Source organism: Arthrobacter sp. UYCu511 (genome assembly GCF_040547105.1).
Taxonomy (GTDB): Bacteria; Actinomycetota; Actinomycetes; order Actinomycetales; family Micrococcaceae; genus Specibacter; species Specibacter psychrochitiniphilus.
In genome coordinates, this window is sequence record NZ_JBEPPB010000002.1 from 306035 (window position 1) to 327478 (window position 21444).

17 protein-coding genes and 1 pseudogene are annotated in these 21444 nt (G+C 61.5%); 12 read left to right on the top strand and 6 right to left on the bottom strand.

Going from position 1 to position 21444, the window contains the following annotated elements; all coding sequences use genetic code 11:
• The gene (gene purD / locus ABIB48_RS04700; protein WP_354212285.1) at positions 1 to 1293 is read right to left on the bottom strand and encodes a phosphoribosylamine--glycine ligase; all 1293 of its coding nucleotides are present in this window, start codon (positions 1291 to 1293) and stop codon (positions 1 to 3) included.
• Positions 1294 to 1615: 322 nt separating this feature from the next.
• Between purD and ABIB48_RS04705 the strand changes: the two genes are divergently transcribed.
• The 8 genes from ABIB48_RS04705 (at position 1616) to purM (ending at position 12755) form a co-directional block, all read left to right on the top strand.
• Entirely contained in the window at positions 1616 to 4327 is a 2712-nt protein-coding gene (locus tag ABIB48_RS04705) for a purple acid phosphatase family protein (RefSeq protein ID WP_354212286.1), read from the top strand.
• A 483-nt stretch (positions 4328 to 4810) separates the two neighbouring features.
• A complete protein-coding gene (locus tag ABIB48_RS04710; RefSeq protein WP_354212287.1) occupies positions 4811 to 7354 on the top strand; it encodes a S1 family peptidase in 2544 nt (847 codons plus the stop codon).
• Positions 7355 to 7476: 122 nt separating this feature from the next.
• Positions 7477 to 8004, top strand: a complete 528-nt coding sequence (locus ABIB48_RS04715; protein ID WP_354212288.1) for a hypothetical protein — start codon at positions 7477 to 7479, stop codon at positions 8002 to 8004.
• A gap of 46 nt (positions 8005 to 8050) precedes the next feature.
• Positions 8051 to 9055: an asparaginase gene (locus ABIB48_RS04720; RefSeq protein WP_110105174.1), complete on the top strand. Its 1005-nt coding sequence runs from the start codon at positions 8051 to 8053 to the stop codon at positions 9053 to 9055.
• A 101-nt stretch (positions 9056 to 9156) separates the two neighbouring features.
• Complete coding sequence (locus tag ABIB48_RS04725) at positions 9157 to 9510, top strand: sterol carrier family protein (protein ID WP_110105175.1); 354 nt, start codon at positions 9157 to 9159, stop codon at positions 9508 to 9510.
• Positions 9511 to 9563: 53 nt separating this feature from the next.
• Entirely contained in the window at positions 9564 to 9887 is a 324-nt protein-coding gene (locus tag ABIB48_RS04730; protein WP_315913926.1) for a hypothetical protein, read from the top strand.
• A gap of 129 nt (positions 9888 to 10016) precedes the next feature.
• Positions 10017 to 11582 carry an amidophosphoribosyltransferase gene (gene purF, locus ABIB48_RS04735; RefSeq protein WP_110105177.1) on the top strand — a complete coding sequence of 522 codons (1566 nt, stop codon included), beginning with the start codon at positions 10017 to 10019 and terminating at the stop codon, positions 11580 to 11582.
• Positions 11583 to 11606: 24 nt separating this feature from the next.
• Positions 11607 to 12755, top strand: a complete 1149-nt coding sequence (gene purM, locus ABIB48_RS04740) for a phosphoribosylformylglycinamidine cyclo-ligase (RefSeq protein ID WP_110105178.1) — start codon at positions 11607 to 11609, stop codon at positions 12753 to 12755.
• 178 nt (positions 12756 to 12933) lie between these two features.
• Here the strand turns inward: purM and ABIB48_RS04745 are convergent, their stop codons facing one another.
• Positions 12934 to 13161 (bottom strand): DUF3073 domain-containing protein, encoded by a 228-nt coding sequence (locus tag ABIB48_RS04745; protein ID WP_110105179.1) that lies wholly within the window; start codon positions 13159 to 13161, stop codon positions 12934 to 12936.
• Between the two features lie 323 nt (positions 13162 to 13484).
• On the opposite strand from ABIB48_RS04745, the gene ABIB48_RS04750 reads away from it, so the two are divergent.
• Entirely contained in the window at positions 13485 to 15320 is a 1836-nt protein-coding gene (locus tag ABIB48_RS04750) for a hypothetical protein (protein WP_354212289.1), read from the top strand.
• A gap of 92 nt (positions 15321 to 15412) precedes the next feature.
• On the opposite strand, the gene clpB is transcribed toward ABIB48_RS04750, so the two are convergent.
• Positions 15413 to 18028, bottom strand: a complete 2616-nt coding sequence (clpB, locus tag ABIB48_RS04755; RefSeq protein ID WP_354212290.1) for an ATP-dependent chaperone ClpB — start codon at positions 18026 to 18028, stop codon at positions 15413 to 15415.
• 150 nt (positions 18029 to 18178) lie between these two features.
• Between clpB and ABIB48_RS04760 the strand changes: the two genes are divergently transcribed.
• The 3 genes and pseudogenes from ABIB48_RS04760 to ABIB48_RS04770 all read left to right on the top strand — a co-directional run.
• Positions 18179 to 18976, top strand: a complete 798-nt coding sequence (locus ABIB48_RS04760) for a MerR family transcriptional regulator (protein WP_354212291.1) — start codon at positions 18179 to 18181, stop codon at positions 18974 to 18976.
• 23 nt (positions 18977 to 18999) lie between these two features.
• A complete protein-coding gene (locus tag ABIB48_RS04765; RefSeq protein WP_354212292.1) occupies positions 19000 to 19167 on the top strand; it encodes a hypothetical protein in 168 nt (55 codons plus the stop codon).
• Positions 19168 to 19185: 18 nt separating this feature from the next.
• Positions 19186 to 19542, top strand: a pseudogene (locus ABIB48_RS04770) (GNAT family N-acetyltransferase); the annotation flags it as partial.
• 31 nt (positions 19543 to 19573) lie between these two features.
• Here the strand turns inward: ABIB48_RS04770 and ABIB48_RS04775 are convergent.
• The 3 genes from ABIB48_RS04775 to ABIB48_RS04785 all read right to left on the bottom strand — a co-directional run bounded on the left by ABIB48_RS04775 (position 19574) and on the right by ABIB48_RS04785 (position 21411).
• Positions 19574 to 20197 carry a maleylpyruvate isomerase family mycothiol-dependent enzyme gene (locus ABIB48_RS04775; protein WP_354212293.1) on the bottom strand — a complete coding sequence of 208 codons (624 nt, stop codon included), beginning with the start codon at positions 20195 to 20197 and terminating at the stop codon, positions 19574 to 19576.
• A gap of 24 nt (positions 20198 to 20221) precedes the next feature.
• On the bottom strand, positions 20222 to 20641 hold the full coding sequence (locus ABIB48_RS04780; protein WP_354212294.1) for a GNAT family N-acetyltransferase: 420 nt from the start codon (positions 20639 to 20641) through the stop codon (positions 20222 to 20224).
• Positions 20642 to 20721: 80 nt separating this feature from the next.
• Positions 20722 to 21411 (bottom strand): ubiquinone/menaquinone biosynthesis methyltransferase, encoded by a 690-nt coding sequence (locus tag ABIB48_RS04785; RefSeq protein WP_354212295.1) that lies wholly within the window; start codon positions 21409 to 21411, stop codon positions 20722 to 20724.
• Positions 21412 to 21444 lie beyond the last annotated feature (33 nt).

Genomic DNA, 21444 nt, shown 5'->3' on the forward strand with positions numbered 1-21444 from the left:
CTAGGCCTGTTCAAGGATGGTGGCCACGGTGATTTCCCCGCGGGCAGCCTTGGCCGCAATGTCCGTGCGGTACTGGCCACCTTCCAAGGAGATCAGCTCAATGCCGGCGTACGCCTTTTCGCGGGCGTCTTCGAGGTCCTCACCCAAACCAACCACGGCGAGCACCCGGCCTCCGGCACTGACAGTATTTCCGAAGGCGTCCGTGCCGGTGCCCGCATGGAGCACGTGCACGCCGCCGAGCCGGTTCGCCTTTTTCAAACCGCGAATCCGGTCCCCGGTGCGTGGCGCCTCAGGGTAGTTGCCGCTGGCCAGCACCACGGCGACAGCCGTCTCAGGTGCCCAGCGCAACTCGTCAATCTCATCAAGCTGGCCCTTAGCTGCGGCAAGGAGCACGCCGCCAAGGGGGGTCTTCAACCGGGCCAAGACAGCCTGTGTTTCGGGGTCCCCGAAGCGGGCGTTGAACTCAATGACACGGGTGCCGCGGCTGGTCAGAGCCAATCCGCAGTACAGCACACCGGTGAAGGGGGTGCCGCGGCGGGCCATGGCGTCAATGGTGGGTTGGGCAACGCGGTCAATGACTTCTTGCACCAGCCCTGCCGGGGCCCATTCCAGCGGGGAGTAGGCTCCCATGCCGCCAGTGTTGGGACCTTCGTCGCCGTCAAAAATGCGCTTGAAATCTTGCGCGGGGGCCAGTGGTACACAAGTCCGCCCGTCGGCTAGAACAAAGAGGGAGACCTCGGGGCCGTCAAGGAACTCCTCAATGACCACCGTGCCGCCCACGTCAAAGCAGGACTGGGCGTGTGCCAGGGCTTCGTCGCGGTCATTTGTAACCACTACACCCTTACCCGCTGCAAGGCCGTCATCCTTGACCACATAGGGGGCGCCGAACGTGTCTAGGGCGTCTGCAGCTTCGCCACTATTGACGGCAACCTTGGCCATGGCCGTGGGAACCTGGGCTTCTGCCATGACGGTCTTGGCGAACGCCTTGGACGCCTCAAGCTGCGCGGCTTCCTTGCTGGGTCCAAATACCGCAATACCTGCGGCACGGACAGCGTCGGATACGCCAGCTGCCAGCGGGGCTTCGGGGCCCACCACAACGAGGTCGCTGTCAAGCTTCACTGCCAGGGCTGCCACGGCTGCTGGATCACTGGCGTTCACGGCGTGTGTGGGTACTATGGCGCCGATCCCGGCATTACCGGGTGCGGCGTGCACTTCACTGACGTTAGGGTCGCTGAGCAACGAGCGGATAATGGCGTGTTCGCGGCCTCCGGGGCCAATGACTAAAACCTTCACCCCTCTAGGGTACTTGGCCAGGTAGATCATCCGCTCCTCGGGGCAGATGATGACTTCAAAGTTCTCCCATCACAACGCTTCACTCGGGGCCGCCACGCAATGACGTTCCACTGGAGGTTCTTTGCAAAGTCACCGCGCAGTGTTCACCGCCGATTTACCTGAAAACTAGCTGGGCGCATGCTGGAGGCAACCATGGCTCAATAGGTTCAAGATTCATGCGCGTCACCCGCATTCTCCAACCTCCACAGGTTGTGAAGGCGCAAGCAAGGCACCAGGCCCCTGCTGACCGCACATGCTTTTTGAATCCCTAGTGAAGGAATACATGACATTGACCAAGTCCCCGGACCGAAGGCATCACCGAGGGTTAGCTTCGGCCGTGCTGCTCGCTGTGCTCGGCGGCGCCCTTGCCTTCCCTGCAGCGGCCCTTGCCGTTGCTCCGATTACCGATGCTCCTGCTCCTGCTCCTGCTCGCAATGCTGCGGTCATCACCACGGCAATGACCACCTGGCAGTATCTAGACGACGGATCCGACCCCGCAGGTGGCTCAGCCGATGTGCGCTCATGGACCGCTTCCGGCTTTGACGATTCAACGTGGAAGAGCGCCAAGGGATCATTCGGAGCCAAGAAGGGCCAACTCGCTGCAGTTGGTCAGCACACTCCCACCACGCTGCTGAACCATTACCTGGACGGCAAAAGTTCGCCGGCCGTCCCCACATACTTCTTCCGCAGCACCTTCGAACTTGGCCAAGGCGCCAAGGCCGGAATTGATTCCATTGTTGGCGATCTGGTCCACGACGATGCCGCAGCCGTGTGGATCAACGGCATCAAGGTTGCTGGTTTCTTGGACGAAAGGGCTACTGGAAGCGAGAATCAGCAATACGCTGGCACCGGCAACGGCGACCCCGTCTCCAACACCTTCTCTGCGAGCTCCTCTGTGCTGACCGAGGGCACCAACACGGTTGCTATTGCCCTCTACCAAGACCGAGAAACCAGCTCCGATATCTACCTGGATGTCCCCTCCGTCCGCTTGACGAAGGCTGGCGAAACCTTGAGCGCACCGCCGTCGCGAGTAATTTTGACCCCCACTACTACCCCGGAAACCTCCCAGTCATTTTCTTGGCTGGCCGGCGATGCCACTCATACCAGTGGCCAAGTCCAGATCAAGCGCACATCAGGCGGCAGTGAGCGCACCATTGACGCCTATATGGCCGGCAAGGTGAACGGCAACCCGAAGCCGCACTATTCAGCAACCATTTCCGGTTTGGTCCCCGCCAGTAAGTACACGTACCGGGTGGGCTTGGAAGGGAGCTGGAGTGAGTGGAACACGTTCACCACAGCTGACCCCAATACCAAGGACTTCCAGTTCATTTACTACGGTGACGCACAGATCGGCCTCGATTCCACCTGGCCCGAGGTGGTGCGCCAAGCAGAAGCCAAGGCCCCTGACTCCATAGGATCCGTTCACGCAGGAGATTTGATTGACTCCGGCAATAACGAAACCCAGTGGCTCAACTGGTTCGCTGGCATGGAAAAGTCTGCGGCAACAACCAATGTCATGGCGGCCCCCGGCAACCATGAATACTCCGGTGACAAGAAGCTCCAGGCATGGAAGGCCAACTTCGAATACCCGCACAACAACCCCAGCGCCGAAACCATCGGTGACATGTCCAAGCTCGCCGTTGGAGATACGGATGTTTCCCGCCAGTACGCCGCGTACTTCACGCACTGGGCTGATTTCGCCGCGGAAACCGTTTACTTCACCGATTATCAGGACACCAGGTTCATCACCATCAACGCCACTCGAGACACCGCGTTCCTGACCCCGGAGAACTTGCCGGCATGTACTGAAGCGGCATGCCCCTCCACCAAAGTTGCCCGGCTCTGGACCGAGTTCCAGGGCGCCTGGCTTGATCAGGTGCTTGAAACCAGCCCGTCCAAGTGGAATGTGGTGACGTTCCACCAGCCGGTTTTCTCCACCTCAAGTGGCCGAGATGAGCCAGTCCTGCGCGAGATCTGGGTTCCGATCTTCCAGAAGCACAACATCGATTTGGTGCTCATGGGACACGACCATACCTATGGCCGCGGGATCCTGAACACGGACAAGACTGACACTCCGGGGCTGACGACCGGCCCGGTCTACGCAGTCTCCAACTCCGGAGCTAAGCACTACAACCTCGAAACTGATGCCAAGAACGTGTGGACCAACAATGGCGCCACTCAGGTGCTCCGAGGTGCAGGCGTGACTACGTACCAGGTAGTGGACGTTTCCAGCGACAAGCTGCGATACCGTTCCTACCTCGCCGAAAAGACCGCCAACGCAACCACCGATCTGCCGGTAGGGGCCCTCTACGACGAGTTCACCATCAACAAGTCTGATGCCGGGAAAAAGTGGGTGACTGAGGCAGGTGTCACTGCTCCGGCGGAGCCGATGGCGACCCCGGAACCCACGGTGACAGCCGAACCGAGTGTCACTTCTGAACCCAGCGCGACCCCGGCGGCCCTTGATCCGCAGACTCTTAACGAAGCGAATCGCGGGGGTGTTCTGGCCCCTGCATCTGCCACCGCCGGGCAAAATATTGAAGTTTCACTCGGGAGTGAAGCTGCTGGCTCCAAGGTTTGGGCTTGGCTCTACTCAACTCCAACACTCATGGGAAATTTCACGGCTAATGAGGCGGGCACCTTCACCGCAAGGGTGCCCGTTGATGCCTCGCTCGGCCAACACCGCATTGTTGTCCAAGACTCAGACGGCTCCCTTCTTGGCTGGGCCTCATTGCAGGTAGTGGCTGCTGAGAATAATATTCCCAGCGCCAGCCCCAACAACAGCAACAGCAACAGCAACAGCAACAGCTCCAGTACAAGCGGCAGCAGCGCTACGCCAGGCCCGCAATCTAGCCAGGGTGAACTGGCCAACACCGGCGCAAACACGGCCCTCGTGAGCAGCGTGGCCTTGGCCTTGTTGCTACTCGGTGCCACCTTCGCAGCAGTTGGTATTCGTCGCCGTCGTGCATCCCAGCATGCGGCCTCGCATCGCTAGCGATCGCTGAATTATTCAAGGTTGGGTGCCCACCCCCGGGTTAAGCGCCCAACCCTGGGTGAACGGTTACAGAGCCTCTTCCTGGCACGGTTTGGTGTGATGCAGACACCGGTTCGAAACCCAGGCGGAGGCTCTCTGCTTTAAGCCTTGCCGCATGTGGGCGTGAGTGCCGGGCTTGGACATTCCTGCGAAACTAGCGAGTACCGTAACAATTTGAATTTCATATTCAGAAGATGTGCCGCGAAGGTGCCCGGAATCATCAGTCATGATCATTCAAAGGTAACAATGGGCGGAGCTATTTCCCTGCCATTGCAGTGATGTAGGCCCTCTTGTGAAGCAGATCGGCAATCTATAGTGCAAGCAATTACTCCACTTAATATCTTTATGCCCGGATTGCTCCGTTGCCCCGCAGGAGATAATGGTGCTTTCGCGTACCTTTCAATCCATCAGGACTTTTCACTCTCATCAGGGGGAACCACCTACATGCAAGCATCCACGCGCGCATTCGTTAAACGCGGAGGTGCGGCCTGCGCCGCAGCTGCCGTCTTGTTGGGTGGCAGCTTCAGTGTCGCCACAGCAGCGCCCACGGCTGAACCGACCTCTGCCTCAACCATCGCTGCCGAGGCCAGCTACTCTGCTACGCCTTCAGCAACAGGCTCTGACACAGCGGCCCTGCCCAGCGGCCTGGCCGAGGCGCTCGACCGCGACTTGAACATGAGTGTTGATGAGTTCAACGCCCAGGGGGAACTGGCCGCCAAGGCCAGCGACGTGCAGGCCGCGGTTGCCAAAACTGACCCGGCGGCAGTTATCTCCATCACTGGGGACACAATCAACGTCCACGCCACTCCCGCTGGCGCCGCTGCAGCCAAAGCTGCCGTCGACCCCTCCAAGATCACCCTCAGCTCGGTTCCGGCGGCTCCACTGTCCTCAAGAACTGATGCCACCAACATCGATGCTCTTTTGGCCGCCTACATCAGCGAATTTGGTGTAGCAAACCTGCAATCCATCATGACCAACGAAAAGGGCGGGTTCGTCATCCGCACCGGCGAACCAGCAAGCAGCGGAACCGCTGCCAAGGCTCGTTCGTTCTCTGCAGCGGCTAAGCCCTCGGTGACTGACTTCGCCGCCACGTTTAGTAATGTCACAGTGGAGACCGCAGCAGGTCCCGCCACTGCCTTGGCAACCGAGGTTACCAACGGACAAGGCTATGCCGCCTTCTCGGAAAAGGGTGGCGCTGCCTGCTCCATTGGCTGGAACGGCTTCAACGCCACAGGCAAAGCAGCCATCATCACAGCCGGTCACTGCGCCAGGGATGGCGCAGCTAAGCTAACGCTCCTGACAAACCCTGAGACCGAGCCCGCAGTAGGTGGGCCCGGCGGCAATCTAATTGCATCCCTCGGACTTTTCGGAGCGTCACAGTTCGGCGGCCCCGGCAACAGCCGTGCCACGGCCCCAACCGACTGGGACGAAGACCCCAACAAAGTCAACAACATTGGTACCGACGTGGCAGTCATTGACGTTGGCCCGCTAGATATAGAAGGGTTACCTGACGTAGCGCTGAACCAGCTACCGAAGGTCACCAAGTGGACCACGCCGGCCAACCCCAAGGACGCCGGCCCTGCGGTGACCAGTACTTCCGACGCCATTGTGGGTGCTGCCATCTGTAAATCGGGGCGTACTACAGGTTGGCGCTGCGGGACTGTTTCCGGCGTTGGCGCTTTCCTTGTGCAGGGCATCAATTTTGCTGCCGATAAGACCGATGTCCGTGCCGTGCGCGGCTTCGGTTCTACCAACCTGACGTCCGATCAAGGTGACTCCGGAGGATCAATCATTTCCGGCGGCACCGCAGTGGGTATGATCAGCGCAGGGGACCCAGGCAAGGTCACCTACGGCGTCAGCCTGACGGACGCCTTGAAGCACACTGACGGTTACACCGTGAAGATCTTCTTGGAGACCCCCAAGGTCACCACCACCGCTCCGGTATACCGCGAAGGCGCCGTCACCGGCACCGTAACTGGCGCCCCCGCAGGCACCAAGGTCACCGTCACCATTGACGGCGTCGAGACCAAAGCAACAGTCGGCACCGAAGGCAAATGGAGTGTCAAGGCCCCGAACAAGTTCGGCACCTTCTCCGTCACCGCGCAGACCACGAACGGCTACAGCACCTCGGAAACTACCGAGGCTTCCATTGAGGTCATCAAGGAGACACTGGCCGCACCGGCCATCACCTCCCCCGCCGCTGACAGCAAGGTTCTCACCCCGGCCACCACCCTTGCCGGCACCGGCAAGGCTGGTGCCACGGTTGAACTGAGCGGCGATGCTAAAGGTACCGCAGTGGTTGGCGCTGATGGCAAGTGGTCCTTCACCCTCACCCCCGGCTTGGACGTCGGCAACTACACTGTTACCGCCAAACAGACGCTAGAGGATTGGAATGACTCCACATCTACCAGCAGCAGCTTCTCCGTTGTACTAGCCGCCCCGGCCATCACCTCCCCGAGCAATGGCCAGAAGTTCGCCTTCAACGAGGGTCCCAACGAAATCACGGGCACCAACATTGAAGGTGCCACCGTCAAGGTCACCGTAAACGGCAAGGCCTACGACGCCACCGTTGTCAACGGCGCAGGGAGCGTTGCCTTAGGCGCCAGACTGGCCATGGGCACGTACGCGGTCACAGCAGCACAGGAAGTTGGCGGCACATGGAGCGTTGACTTGGGGTCCCAGCTGGCCAGCGGCACGTACACCGTCACAGTGGTACAGCGCGTGGATGACCTCGATTCCCTGACGGCCACCTCCACCTTTACGGTGCTCGCTGAGCCGAAGCCGGAACCGACCACTCCCCCGGCAACACAGGCGCCCACGGCGCCCACCACAGCTCCGACAGCAGCACCGACCACCGCGCCGAACAATAACGACCTGGCCAACACGGGCGCATCCAGCTCCCTGCTGGTACTGGGTGGAGCCGGCGGACTGCTGCTGCTGGCAGGTTCAGTATTCCTGCTGATTCGCCGCCGCAACAACGCAGGCTAATAACCACCTAGGCAATAGGCTGTCCATGCACTACAAATACTGCCGGACCCACACGGGTACGAATGTAGGCTGTGGGTCCCGTTCACTGTGTACGGGACCCACAGCCGTTAACCGGAGGAACAATGAACAGCAAGAAGATCTCCTCAATAGTCCTCGCAGCCACCATGGCAGGAGCCCTCGGCATGAGTGCATGCAAACCCACCCAAGGACAAGAATCCCCCGCGGCAAGCCAGCAGGCCAGCCCCGAAGAAAGCAGCACTTTATTGGCGCTCAATGAATCACTGCGCAGCGAACTCGGCGACGCCTACTCGGATTCCTGGATTGAAGGGAACCAACTCCATGTTGCCGTGACCACGGAAGCCGCCGCAGCGATCGTGAAGGCCGCTGGCGCCATCCCCAAACTCGTCACCATTGATGCGGCACAACTTGAAACGGCACTGCAAGCGGTCCTGGCCTGGCGAAACACGCTGCCCACGGAACAAGGCGCCGCCATCCACAAGGTCATCCCCGACGGGCGCACGGGAACCGTCACCGTCTTTGTTGCCCCCGACCAGCTCAGCTCCGTCGAGGCTGCTGCCGCCGCCGCGAAACCTGCCGGGGATGTACCACTGGTCTTTAAAGAATCCGCCGGACTGGCGTCACCGCTTTAGGCCGTGCAATGGGAGCCGTCACGGATTCGCTCGCTAAGATGACACCATGATCCATACATTCCGGGCGGATGACGCCGTTGAACTTGCCGTCCTTGAACGCAGCGGCTTTGTAGAATCCAGGCACATCGGCTCGGCCGTGGTGTTGGCCGGTGACGGATCAATAGTGACCTCTTTGGGAGACGTCAGCGCCCCCATCTACCCGCGTTCGGCCGCGAAACCACTCCAAGCCCTCGCCGCCATGCAGGCCGGGGTTCCGCTACGCGGGGCACAAGTGGCTGTGGCTGCCGGCAGCCACAGCGGTTCCCTCCAGCACATGGACCTTGTCGAAGGAATGCTCAAGACGGCTGGACTGACAGAAGCTCATCTTGGCTGCCCCGCTGATTGGCCCGGCGATCCGGATGCCCGCGCTTGGCTTGTCCGCACCGAACGGGGCAAATCAAAGCTTGCCATGAACTGCTCAGGGAAACATGCGGCGTTTCTCTGGGCGTGTGTGGAAAACGGCTGGGACCTGGACGGTTATCTGGAGCCTAACCACCCCATGCAGCGGGGCGTGCGCACCGTGATGGAAGAGTACACCGGCGAAACGGTCCGCCACACAGGAACCGACGGCTGCGGCGCTCCCGTCATGGCAGTCTCCCTGACAGGTCTCGCCCGGGCCTTCACCACCTTGGCCAAGGCTCCCTCAGATAAAAATGCGAACGCCCGGGCCGCCACCATTGCAACTTCCATGCTGGATTATCCGTGGGCTGTTCAAGGCCATGGCCGGCCCAACACCGTGGTCATGGAGGAACTCGGTGTCCTTGCCAAGCTGGGTGCCGAAGGAGTTCTGGCTTTGGCTGCCCCCAACGGGGCCAGTGTTGCCGTGAAGATGCTCGACGGCAACGGCAGGGCTGCAACTCTTGTGGGCCTGACACTATTGGCGGCAAGCGGCGCCCTGGACATTCCCGCCGTAGCGCAGGTGCTCGGCAAAGTGGTTCCTCCGGTTTTGGGTGGAAGCCACCACGCCGGCAGCCTCCGCTTGGGCCAGGCCGTCAGCGCCCTCCTGGACTAACGCCCCGGGCCCGCTCGGGCACAACCCAGCCACCCAATCTGGCCCGCCCAACCCAGCCCACCCGGCGTCGAACATCACCATCAAAAACCGTAGGAGAGACCATGGCAGCCCGGCGCCGCATCGATATTGCCGAGGGAAGCGCCGCCCTGAGCGCGTGGCGCGGCGGCGAGCACAGCCGCCCCGTCACAGCCATGGCCGTGCGGTACGCCTTGGAAGAATTGGCCGCGCGCGCCCCAGGGAACTCCGTGGAGGTGCGCGTGCCGCCCTTCGGGGTGACCCAGTGCATCGCCGGACCGCGCCACACCCGAGGCACCCCGCCCAACGTGGTGGAGTGCGACGCCGCAACCTGGCTCGGGCTGGTGAGCGGCACCCTCAGCTGGGCGGATGCCGTGGAACGAGGCCAGGTGGCGGCCTCCGGATTGCGGGCCGATCTCTCCGGCGAACTGCCCCTGTAGCGAACTTTCCGCCCTCGCAGGGCATTCCAAGCTGCGCCGGGTACCCTTAAGGCATGACTTCCCAGCCTGAAACCACCTCCGGAGAGCCCCGCAAACTGACAGTGCGCCGCGCCCCGAAGTATGTCCCGTTCATGATTGCCGGCGCCTTGGCAGGCGTTGTTACAGCGGCCATTTTTACATTCATGGCACCGCCCAGTGAAGAATTTGAAACCTCCAGCATCTTCGGCTTCTTCACCGTCCTGCTGCTGATCCCCGGCGCCACCCTTGGCGCCGTCATGGCCCTGATCTTGGACCGTCAGGGCCGGCGCCGCAGCAAAACTCTCCTAGCAGCTCCGCTACCCGATGACCACAGCAACGCGGAGGCCGAGACCGCCTAGGCCCGTTTGGCGCCCGCATGCCCGTGCGCGCGTACGCCCCGCGTGCCCGTAAGCGCCGGGACCTAGCACGCATTGCGCGCACTTGAGACCCGGTTAGAGCGAGCCGAATTTACATGAGATAATTTTCTCGTGGCACGCGGAGACGGAAAACTATCCCATGATCTTTTACCCGGCGAAAAGGGACCTCAGGACGCTTGTGGCGTTCTGGGCATCTGGGCACCCGGTGAAGAGGTTGCAAAACTAACCTATTACGGGCTGTATTCATTACAGCACCGTGGGCAGGAATCGGCTGGCATCGCAACGAGCGACGGCAAGCGGATCAGTGTGTACAAGGACATGGGGCTCGTATCCCAGGTCTTTGACGAACCCACACTGAACACCCTGACCGGACACATGGCTGTGGGCCATTGTCGATACTCCACTACGGGTGCGGCCAATTGGGCCAACGCTCAGCCCACCTTGGGGGCAACCGGTAGCGGCACCGTAGCACTGGCGCACAACGGCAACCTGACCAACTCTGCTGAACTGCATGAGATGGTCATTGCCCAGTACGGTGTTCCCACTGCGGGTGAAATGGCTCAGGGAAACACCACCGATACTGCGCTGGTCACCACCTTGCTGCGTGGCAAAGAGGGCTCCTCTCTTGAAGAGACTGCCATGGAATTGCTGCCCAAGATCCACGGCGCGTTTAGCTTTGTCTTCATGGACGAGCACACCCTGTACGCCGCACGTGACCCGCACGGCGTTCGCCCGCTGGTTCTGGGCCGCCTGGAAAGTGGTTGGGTAGTGGCCTCCGAGGACGCCGCCCTGAACACCATTGGTGCCTCGCTGATCCGTGAAATCGAACCCGGTGAATTCATCGCGATCGATGAAGACGGCGTCCGCACCCAGCGCTTCGCCCCGGCAACCCCTGCCGGCTGCGTTTTCGAGTACGTATACCTGGCCCGCCCGGATGCCACCATTGCCGGCCGCTCCGTTTACGAGTCTCGTGTGGAAATGGGCCGCCAGCTGGCCCGCGAAAGCCACTACAACGCCGATCTGGTCATTCCCGTCCCGGAATCCGGGACACCGGCGGCCATCGGCTATGCCGAACAATCAGGCATCCCCTTCGCCCACGGCTTCGTGAAGAACGCCTACGTTGGCCGTACCTTCATCCAGCCCAGCGATACCTTGCGCAAGCTCGGCATCAAGCTCAAGCTCAGCGCCCTTGAATCCGTCATTCGCGGCAAACGCATTGTGGTTGTGGATGATTCAATCGTCCGCGGCAACACTCAGCGCGCCGTGGTGCGCATGCTCAAGGAAGCCGGCGCCGCCGAGGTCCACGTGAAGATCTCTTCACCGCCCGTACGCTGGCCATGCTTCTACGGCATCGACTTCGCCTCCCGTGCGGAGCTGATTGCCAACGGTGCAGCCGTGGATGAGATTGCCAAGTCCATTGGCGCCGATTCCTTGGAGTACATCTCCGAAGACGGCATGATCAATGCAACCAATCAGCCACGCGAACGCCTGTGCACGGCCTGCTTCACGGGCACGTACCCCATTGAACTTCCCTCCAGCGACCGTTTGGGCAAGAACTTGCTCGAGCGCACCAAGGCTGGCAACGCCACACCCTCCACCGGTTGCGATCCGGGCCCTGACTCGGAGCTGGAAAACATCCTCACCGAGCAAGACCGCACCGCATCCAACGGTTCTTAGAGCATTCCCTAGAAAAGAGACGCCATGAACAACGCCTCCCATGATTCGGCTGCCCCGGCAATCACCTATGCCAGCGCCGGTGTTGATACCGAAGCAGGCGACCTCGCCGTAGAACTAATGAAAGAAGCCGTCAAGGCCACCCACGGTCCATCCGTTGTAGGTGGTTTCGGCGGGTTCGCCGGCCTCTACGACGTCTCCAAGCTACTGACGTACAAGAGGCCACTGCTGGCCACCTCCACCGATGGTGTGGGGACCAAGGTTGCCATTGCGCAAGCCATGGACATCCACGACACCATCGGTTATGACCTTGTGGGCATGGTTGTCGATGACATTGTGGTGGTTGGTGCCGAACCGCTGTTCATGACCGACTACATTGCCACCGGCAAGGTTGTTCCGCAGCGCGTGGCTGACATTGTGCGCGGCATTGCCGGGGCCTGCAAGGTTGCCGGAACTGCGTTGGTTGGTGGCGAGACTGCCGAGCATCCCGGCCTGCTGGCCCCGGATGAGTACGACGTCGCAGGTGCTTGCACGGGTGTCGTCGAGGCTGATTTGCTGCTTGGTCCGGAACGGGTGCGTGCCGGCGATGTCATCATCGGCATGGCGTCCTCAGGTTTGCACTCCAACGGTTACTCACTGGTTCGCCGCGTCATCAACCACGCAGGCTGGGCCCTGGAACGTCAAGTTTCGGAGCTGGGCCGCACCCTGGGTGAGGAACTACTGGAGCCCACCCGCGTCTACGCAGCCGACTGCCTGGATCTGACCCGCTACCTGCCGGTCACGCAGGAAAAGGCTGTTCACGGTTTCAGCCACATTACCGGTGGCGGCCTGGCTGCCAACCTGGCGCGCGTGCTGCCGCAGGGCCTCATCGGCACGGTTGACCGTTCCACCTGGAGCCTTCCTGCCATCTTCAACCTGGTTTCGCAGCTGGGCAACGTGCCGTTGGCCGATCTTGAGCGCACGTTGAACCTGGGTGTGGGCATGGTTGCTGTTGTTTCCGCCGATGCAGCGGACGCCGCTGTGGAGCGCCTGAACTCACGTGGCCTGCCCGCGTGGGTTATGGGCACCGTGACGGCTGAGTCCTCCGACTCGGATAAGTCAGGTCCGGATTACACGCAGGGCGCCAAGGGTGTTGATGGCGGCGCCGTTCGCCTGGTTGGCAACTACGCCCTGTAAGTTTTTTCGGGAAATGATCCCGATCCCGCTTTCTGACACCGGAATTCCGGTGTCAGAAAGCGGGATCGGGATCATTTTTTTACTGGAGCGATTGGGAACAACAAAATCCCCGCACGTCACACCAGCAAATTTGCGGTGTGTCATGCAGGGCTTGTTGCGGATGGTACTTTAGACGGTCCTAGCCAATGCGGCGGGTGTCTACCTCATCGTCATCAAACGGATCCGCATACTTGTCTTCATATGCCGAATAGTCCGGCTCTGCAGGAATCTCAGTGTGATGGCTCGGGGCTCGCCGAGTAGTCGCACCAAGCTCTTTTTGCAGAGCAGAATAATCAGTGTTCGGGGAGTAATACTTAATGTCCCGAGCCTGCTTGGTTGCCTTCGCCTTTTGACGGCCGCGCCCCATGGCGTGACCCCCTTTTACACTTGGACCGGAGGTAGTCGCTCGGGCTAAGAGCGAGGCTCCGGAATATTCGGTCAATTTGTCGTACTTCTAGATTACATTAGTTCTGCGCCCTCCGTGTCCGCACATGGGCTGTTCTGCCCATAGCCAAACAGTGCATTAGCCTTAAAGCGCAGTCATTATTCGGTAGAGTCACGTATAGACCGTACTTTTTGCCAGGTCAGGGTGCCTGAATGCTCGCGAAAGCGATTGCTCTACGTGGCACACTCCCACTTCAATCCATAGTTTTTGTGCCACTTTTGGACGCAGCACGGAAGGTTAGCCCCATGAACGAGAGCAGTAACGCCAACGAAGAAGGCGCTCCACAAGGCCCTCCCCCTGAGCATGGTCAGCCATCCGCCGCGTCCGCTTCTGAAGAAGTCTCCGGTTCCGACTACGAGTTCGCGGAACCGCAGCTAGATGCCGCCATCATCAGCGAAGACGTTGTTGAGAGCGCGGATCTCGAAGCTGCGGAAAAAGAAGCCGCCCGCGTTGAGCATGAGGCACAGCTGGCAGCCCAAGGTGTTGCTACCGGTCTCGGGGAGAACGCCCCGCCCATCCCGGACTTCCGTAACGCACCCACTCACAACCCCTTCACTGAGCCCACTGCCGCTCATAGGCCCGAGATGGCCGAGTCACCCGCTTCCACCCTGAGCCCAGAGGTGGCCGCTACCTCTGGGAGCAACGAGGTGGCTGAGCCGATTGAAGGAGCTGAGCCGGCCGAGGTGGCTGAGCCGATTGACTGGGACAGCGCCACCACTGTGCTGCGCACAGACTTCAGCCAACCTCCGGTCTCGAACAATCCTTGGTCGCAAGCAGCAGAATCCAAGAACGAGCCTCTGCTTTCCCTGGATAAGCCGGACGTACCCGCCAGCTTCGAGCCACCTGCTCCAACCCAGCCTCCGGCTTCAGCGGAGCAGGGTCATGCCCCTGCATCCCCCGGCGAACCGCTCGGCGAACAGCTACCAGCCACGCCGGAACATGTGCAGGGCGAGGCCCAGCCGGCTGCCGAGTCCGCAACAGTTGCGGCCCCGCCAACCCCACCACACGTTGGTCCAGGCATTGCCGATGGCCACGGCTGGCGCCGCCCGGAAACCCCGTGGCAGCAGTCGGCGACGCCATGGCAGCCCAAGGCTGGCGCCTGGCAGTCTCCTGCCCAGATGGCGCGCGGCGAAGCCGATGCAGCAGCGGCAGCTGCTGCTGCTGGTGCTGGTGCTGGTGCTGGTGCGACTTCAGTCCCGTCCATCCCCGATGTACCCTTAGCCGCTCCCCCGGCCTTTGGCCAGCAAAACTCGTATGGGCAGCCCGGCGCTCCGGCGCAGGATCAGCCCAACGGCGCTGCGGCCAACCCTTACGGCCAAGCTGGCACTCCGGGGCAGCAGCCTTATGGGGCACCATCCCAGCACGGTGTACCCGCTTTCGGTGGTGCCCCGCAGGCTGGACAGCAAGCCGGGCCAGGCTTACCACCCGCACCAGGTCAGTTTGGCGGTCCCCAGGGCCCCCAGGGACCAGGCCAGTTCGGCGGCCCTAACGGACCCGGTGACGGAGGCAACAAGAAGCTCTTCATCATTTTGGGCATTGTCCTGCTTGGCCTAGCCTTACTGGGCTTGCTGGGTTGGCTGCTAGTTAGTTTTCTGGGCACTATCTCCAAATCGGACCCCGGCAGCGCTCCAACCACAGCCCAGTCGCAGGAACAAAAAGTTAATCCCGGGGCTTCTGGTGACCCCGCACCCGGAGCTGACCCCGGAACGGATGCGGACGTGATCTTGTCTCAGGTTTCACCGCTGAAGTGGCTTGAAGGCGACTGCCTCCGTGGCTTCACGAATGCTTCCTCTCCCGCTGATGTGGTTTACTGCGACAGCCCTCACGGCGCCCAGCTGGTAGGGGCCTACTACTACGGCGACGGTGACGAGTTCCCTGGTGTAGATGCGCTCAAGGCCAAGGCTGGGGAAGTCTGCTCCGACGTCCAGCTGACCACGGAGGCAGCCACCATCAAGACGCTCAAGCAGATGTCGGCCTACCCAACGGAAACCACCTGGAAAGACTCGGGCGATCGCCGAGTGGACTGCCTGGTTCTCGACACACGTGGCGGCAACCCACTGAAAATCTCACTCACCGAGTAAAACAGCGAAACCCCGCTGGTCGAGATTGACGAAACCTGGTTTCGTCAATCTCAACCAGCGGGTCACAGACTCAACCAGCGGGACGGCTCTGGCTATTTCCGGCGCAGCGTCAGGCCAGCTCCCGCAGACGAGCCCATGCCCAGTTCGTCGAAGTCAGCAGCAGTATCCACCAGGACGGTGTCGCCGTCGACGATGGTGCCAGCCAGGATCTCCTTCGCCAACCGGTCCCCGATCTGGCGCTGCACAAGACGGCGCAGCGGCCTGGCACCATAGGCGGGGTCGTAGCCTGTCAGCGCCAGCCATGCCTTCGCGGCATCCGTAACCTCCAGGCTCAGACGCCGTTCGGACAGGCGAGCGGACAACGCCTGCACCTGCAACTCAACAATTCGCGAGAGCTCCTCCACAGTGAGCGCATCAAACATCACAATCTCATCGAGGCGGTTTAGGAACTCGGGCTTGAATGAGGCCTCCACAATGCTCATCACCGCCCTGTGCTTCTCGTCATCGCTCAGAGTCTGATCCACCAGGAACTGCGAGCCAAGGTTGGACGTCAGCACAATGATGACATTGCGGAAGTCCACCGTGCGGCCCTGACCGTCGGTGAGCCGGCCGTCGTCGAACACCTGTAGCAGGATGTCAAAGACTTCCGGGTGAGCCTTCTCCACCTCATCCAACAACACCACTGAGTACGGGCGACGGCGCACGGCCTCCGTCAGCTGCCCGCCCTCGTCGTATCCCACGTATCCGGGAGGGGCACCCACCAGACGTGAGACGGAGTGCTTCTCCGAGTACTCAGACATGTCGATGCGGATCATGGCGCGCTCGTCGTCAAAGAGGAAGTCGGCCAGCGACTTCGCCAGCTCCGTCTTACCCACGCCCGTGGGGCCCAGGAACAAGAAGGAACCAGTGGGCCGGTCGGGGTCGTTGATGCCGGCACGGGCGCGGCGGACGGCGTCGGACACGGCGGTCACGGCAGCGCTCTGGCCGATCAGGCGTGAGCCCAGGACCTGTTCCATCTGCAGCAGCTTCTGGCTTTCGCCCTGCAACATGCGCCCGGCGGGGATACCTGTCCAGGCGGAAATGACCTCGGCAATATCGTCTGCCGTAACCTCCTCGGCCACCATCAACTCTGCCTTGTCAGCGGACTCCTCTTCAGCGGCGGCCGCCTCCAACTCACGCTGCAGCGCCGGAATTTCACCGTACAGAATGCGTGATGCCTGCTCGAGGTCGCCATCGCGCTGGGCCTTGTCCGCCACGGAACGCAGCTCATCAAGCTTCGCCTTCAAATCACCCACGCGGTTCAGACCAGCTTTTTCAGCCTCCCACCGCGCGTTCAAACCGCTGAGCTCCTCCTTCTTATCCGCCATGTCAGCCCGCAGGGCTTCCAGGCGCTCAATGGAAGCCGGGTCAGTCTCCCCGGACAACGCGAGCTCTTCCATGGTCAGCCGGTCCACGGCGCGGCGCAGCTGGTCAATCTCTTCCGGCGCCGAATCAATCTCCATGCGCAGCCGGGACGCAGCCTCATCCATGAGATCAATGGCTTTATCAGGCAGTTGGCGGCCACTGATGTAGCGGTTGGACAGGTTTGCCGCTGCCACGAGGGCGGAGTCGGCGATGGCCACCTTATGGTGTGCCTCATAGCGTTCCTTGAGTCCGCGCAGGATGCCGATGGTGTCCTCAACGCTGGGCTCGCCAACGTACACCTGTGCAAAGCGGCGTTCCAGAGCCGGATCCTTCTCAATGTTTTGGCGGTATTCATCCAGTGTGGTGGCGCCGATCAGACGCAATTCCCCGCGGGCCAGCATGGGCTTGAGCATATTGCCAGCATCCATGGCGCCTTCAGAGGCACCTGCACCGACCACGGTATGAATCTCATCGATGAACGTCACAATCTGACCGTCGGAGGCCTTAATTTCCTCCAGAACTGCTTTCAGACGCTCCTCGAACTCGCCGCGATATTTGGCTCCGGCCACCATGGCGGACAAATCAAGGCTAATCAGTGTCTTCCCGCGCAGCGATTCCGGCACATCTCCTGCCACCATGCGCTGGGCCAGGCCCTCCACTACCGCGGTCTTGCCCACGCCGGGTTCGCCAATGAGCACGGGGTTGTTCTTGGTGCGCCGGCTCAGCACCTGAATGACTCGGCGGATCTCAGCATCACGGCCAATCACCGGGTCAAGCTTGCCGGTCCGGGCAATGGCTGTCATGTCAACGCCGAACTTCGCCAGCGCCTCGAAGGTGTTCTCCGGATCAGGCGTGGTGACCTTACCGTCGCCGCGCACGGAAGGCAGTGCGGCGTCGAGCGCGGCCCGGGTGGCACCGGCTTGGCGCAGGGCACTTCCCGTCGCTCCGGCGTCGTCCGCCAAACCCAACAGCAGGTGCTCGGTGGAGACGTAGCTGTCCCCCATGCGTTCGGCGGCCTGCTGTGCGCCCTGGACTGCGATCAAGGTGTTTCGGCTGAGCTGAGCCTGCGCCACGGAGGTCCCGGACGACGACGGGAGGGTGCGAATGGCGGCGCTGGCACCGACACTGACCTCATCCGGGTCTACCCCGGCGGCTTTCAGGAGCGCAACGGCAACGCCTTGGCGCTGGTCCATGAGGGCCTTCAGTAGGTGAGCGGGCTCTACCGCCGGGTTCCCGGCAGTAGAGGCGTTCATGGCGGCGGAGGAAAGAGCCTCCTGGCTCTTTGTGGTGAATTTGGCGTCCAAGAGGGGTCCTTTCATCGGTTGGTAACTCACTGCTCGTAAAGTTGAGTCTACTACGCTCAACTTGGTTCTTGTGGAAGTTATTCCACTGGTTTTCCCGTGGGCGAAATTGCTCTTGACCTTGACGCTGCGTCAACCTCTACGGTGGATTCTATGGAACTTTCAATTCAGGAACTGGCCGTCCTAACAGGTGTCACGAGCCGCACGCTGCGCCACTACGATGCCATTGGACTGCTGCCGCCGAGCCGGATTGCTGCCAACGGGTACCGGCACTACGACCAGGGCGCCCTGGGGCGGCTCCAGCGCATCTTGCTGCTGCGCGAACTGGGACTGGGTCTGCCGGCAATTGCCGCGGTGCTCGAGCAGGAAACCTCGCCCGCTGCAGCGTTGCGCTCCCATGTGGCGTGGCTGCGCACCGAGCAGAAACGGATGGCACGGTTGATAGTTTCCGTCGAAAAAACCATTACAGCAGAGGAACAAGGAGAGGCGATCATGGCACAGGACATGTTTGACGGCTTTGACCACACCCAGTACAGGGAAGAGGTGGAGCAGCGCTGGGGCAAGGAGGCGTACGCCAGCTCCGACGCGTGGTGGCGGGCGCAGTATGCCGCAGGTCAGGTGGGATGGAAGGAGCAGGTGGCGGCGTTGAACCACGACTGGATTACTGCTTTCTCCAGCGGCGTTTCGCCGGAATCTGACGCGGCGCAGGAGCTGGCACGGCGCCACGTTGAGTGGTTGAGTTCAGTTCCCGGCACGCCGGCGGCGGCCACCACCTCTGCCAGCCCGGGAGGCACGGGTGGCTCGGCTGCCGATGTTCGCGGATATGTGCTGGGGTTGGCGGAGATGTACGTTGCCGATGAACGGTTCGTAGCAAACTACGGCGGGGCAGAAGGGGCGGCATTTGTGCGGGATGCCCTGACGGCGTATGTGGAGCGGGAGTTTCAGGGCTGAACGCCAGGCGCTAGGCTCGGACCATGCCCATCGAGTTCACCGCAATGACACCCTCCGACACCGACGTGGTGGTCCGTTTCCTGGCGGGCAATCACTTCCCTTTCCATGTTCAAGCCACACCGGAAGCTGCTTCCATTCGCGCCAGCATTGAAAAGGGCCGATTTTGGAACCCCGACATCCAAGGGTATTAGGTTACGAATAACGGCGAGCAAGTCGGCATGGTTGCACTGGAAGATCTTAAAGAGGGAGCTGCACCCCTCTTTGATCTCCGCCTTGACGAATCGCAACGAGGCAAGGGCCTTGGGCTGGCAGTCCTTCGCGCACTGTGCAAACTTGTTTTCACGTCCATGCCGGAGACAGTGCGATTCGAGGGACAAACCCGCGAAGACAACATCGCAATGCGGAAAACCTTCATCAGGGCAGGCTTCCTCAAGGAAGCGCACTACAGACTGGCGTGGCCCACCAACAGCGGCGGCCACGTTGCCGCCATCGCCTACGCGATCCTGCGACAAGACTGGGAGAGCGGCACCGTGACCGAATTTGACTGGGAAGACATCCACATTTAGCCGGTTGCCACGCCACCCAACAGGGCCCCGCTTACCAGGGGTCCAACTGCGCCTGCGGATCCATAGGGCCGCGCCCGGCCAGCCACGCCATGAATGCACGACGGTTGCGGGCTGCGCTGAGCCGTTCGGGGACGGTGTCAAGTAAAACCTGCAGGTCCCAGTCCACGTATTCATCAGGCCAGTCCGCCGGCGTATACCCCCGCCCAAGATCGACGTGGTGAACCTCCACTTCACGGAGACGGTGCGCGGGACAGGCCGCGGCCCCGTAGGCGCCCCCACCGCGCAGGTGTCCGTTGGGCCAGCCCGCAGCGGAACACCGGGAAAAGACGTCCTCCAAGTTCGCCATGCTGGTTTTGAGGTCCGCAAGCATCTCCACCGCCGGGCGCTCGGCGCCGGCTGCAATCTCGCTGCTGCGCTGCTCGGGTCCGTTTTCATACTTCGGCACGTCCAGTCCAGCCAGTGAACCGGTCAGGCGCCGCGCGTGGGCGTCTGCGTTGCGGGCCAGATGGGTCAGTACGTGGCCCACGGTCCAGCCGGGTAGCTGGCTCGGGGCCCGTACGTCCCCGTCACCTAGCCCTGACACTCGAAGCATCAGGCGCTGTTGCGCCTCACGGCACAACTGGGCGGCGCGTTCCGGATTTTCCTCAAGATTCATACTGGCGCAACCTTTCGCGGGTTCTCAGTTCCGGACCCAGGGCAGCTCCATGCCGCGGGAGGGATTGATTTCGGTGAAGCCTACCTGCTCATACAGGCGCCTGCCCGGCGGGTCCGCAATCAACGTGATGTACGGGTCTTCCGGAGCGTGCTCCCGAATATGTGCCACCAGCGCATCGATGACTTGGCGCCCCAAGCCCTGCCCCTGAAATTTAGGCAGCGTTGCCATGTCAGCGATATGGAAGTACCAGCCGCCGTCGCCAATGACGCGGCCCATGGCCACGGCCCGGCTGGTGGCCCTTTCCCGAATATGGCAGAAGAACCAGCTGCCGGTCAGTGCAGCGGCACCTTGCTCGGGCGTCTTTTGTGAGAGTCCGGCATCCTTGCGCAGGGCCAGGTATTCTCCAAGGGCAGGCGGCCCTGCCACCAATTCAAAGGTGCTCATCGGGTCCATGGTCTTGGCTCCCATTCTTTAAGACGTTTTCGCCATAAGCGCTCACGCGCTATGGCGGGACCGGGCGGCGCTCAGCCGGGCTTGCGCGCCGTCCAAATCATGTTGGTGCCCATAAATTTCGGTTTCACGCCAACATCGGTGAAGCCGGCCTGCTCGAAGCGCAGTTTCAGCGCCTCGGGAGTCAAAAAACCCAAGGTTGAGTCAACAAGATATTGGTAGGCGTCACGGTCGCGCCCAATGACCGTCCCGAGCGTGGGGATGACAACGCGCATGCCGGTGCGAATGAACGGGGCAAGAATGCCGGCAGGAGGCGAGGACTCCAGCGCGACGACGACGCCGCCAGGCTTCAGAACACGGAACTGCTCGTTCAGGACCCGGTCCAGATCGCTCACGTTCCGGAGCAGGTAACCGTGGGTGACGCCGTCGAACTCGGCATCCTCAAAGGGGAGCTCATGGGCGTCAGCAAACTGCCATTCGATGCCTTCATTGCCCTCCCCTGCACGGGCAACATTGAGCATGGATTCGGAAAAATCAGCACCCACAACGGTGCTATCAGGACTCTGCGCGAGCACGGCCCGGGCAATGACGCCTGTTCCCGTGGCCAGGTCCAGGAATCTTTGCCCGCCGCGCCCGGTGGCGTAGATTGCAACTTCCCGGCACCAGCGCCGGTGCGAACCCAGTGTCATGAGCTTGTTCATGAGGTCATAACGCCGCGCGATGTTATTGAATGTCGCCTGGACGCTGGAGTCTTCGTTTCGCATAGCCGCCGGTCTTCACTTGAATTATTGGACTAA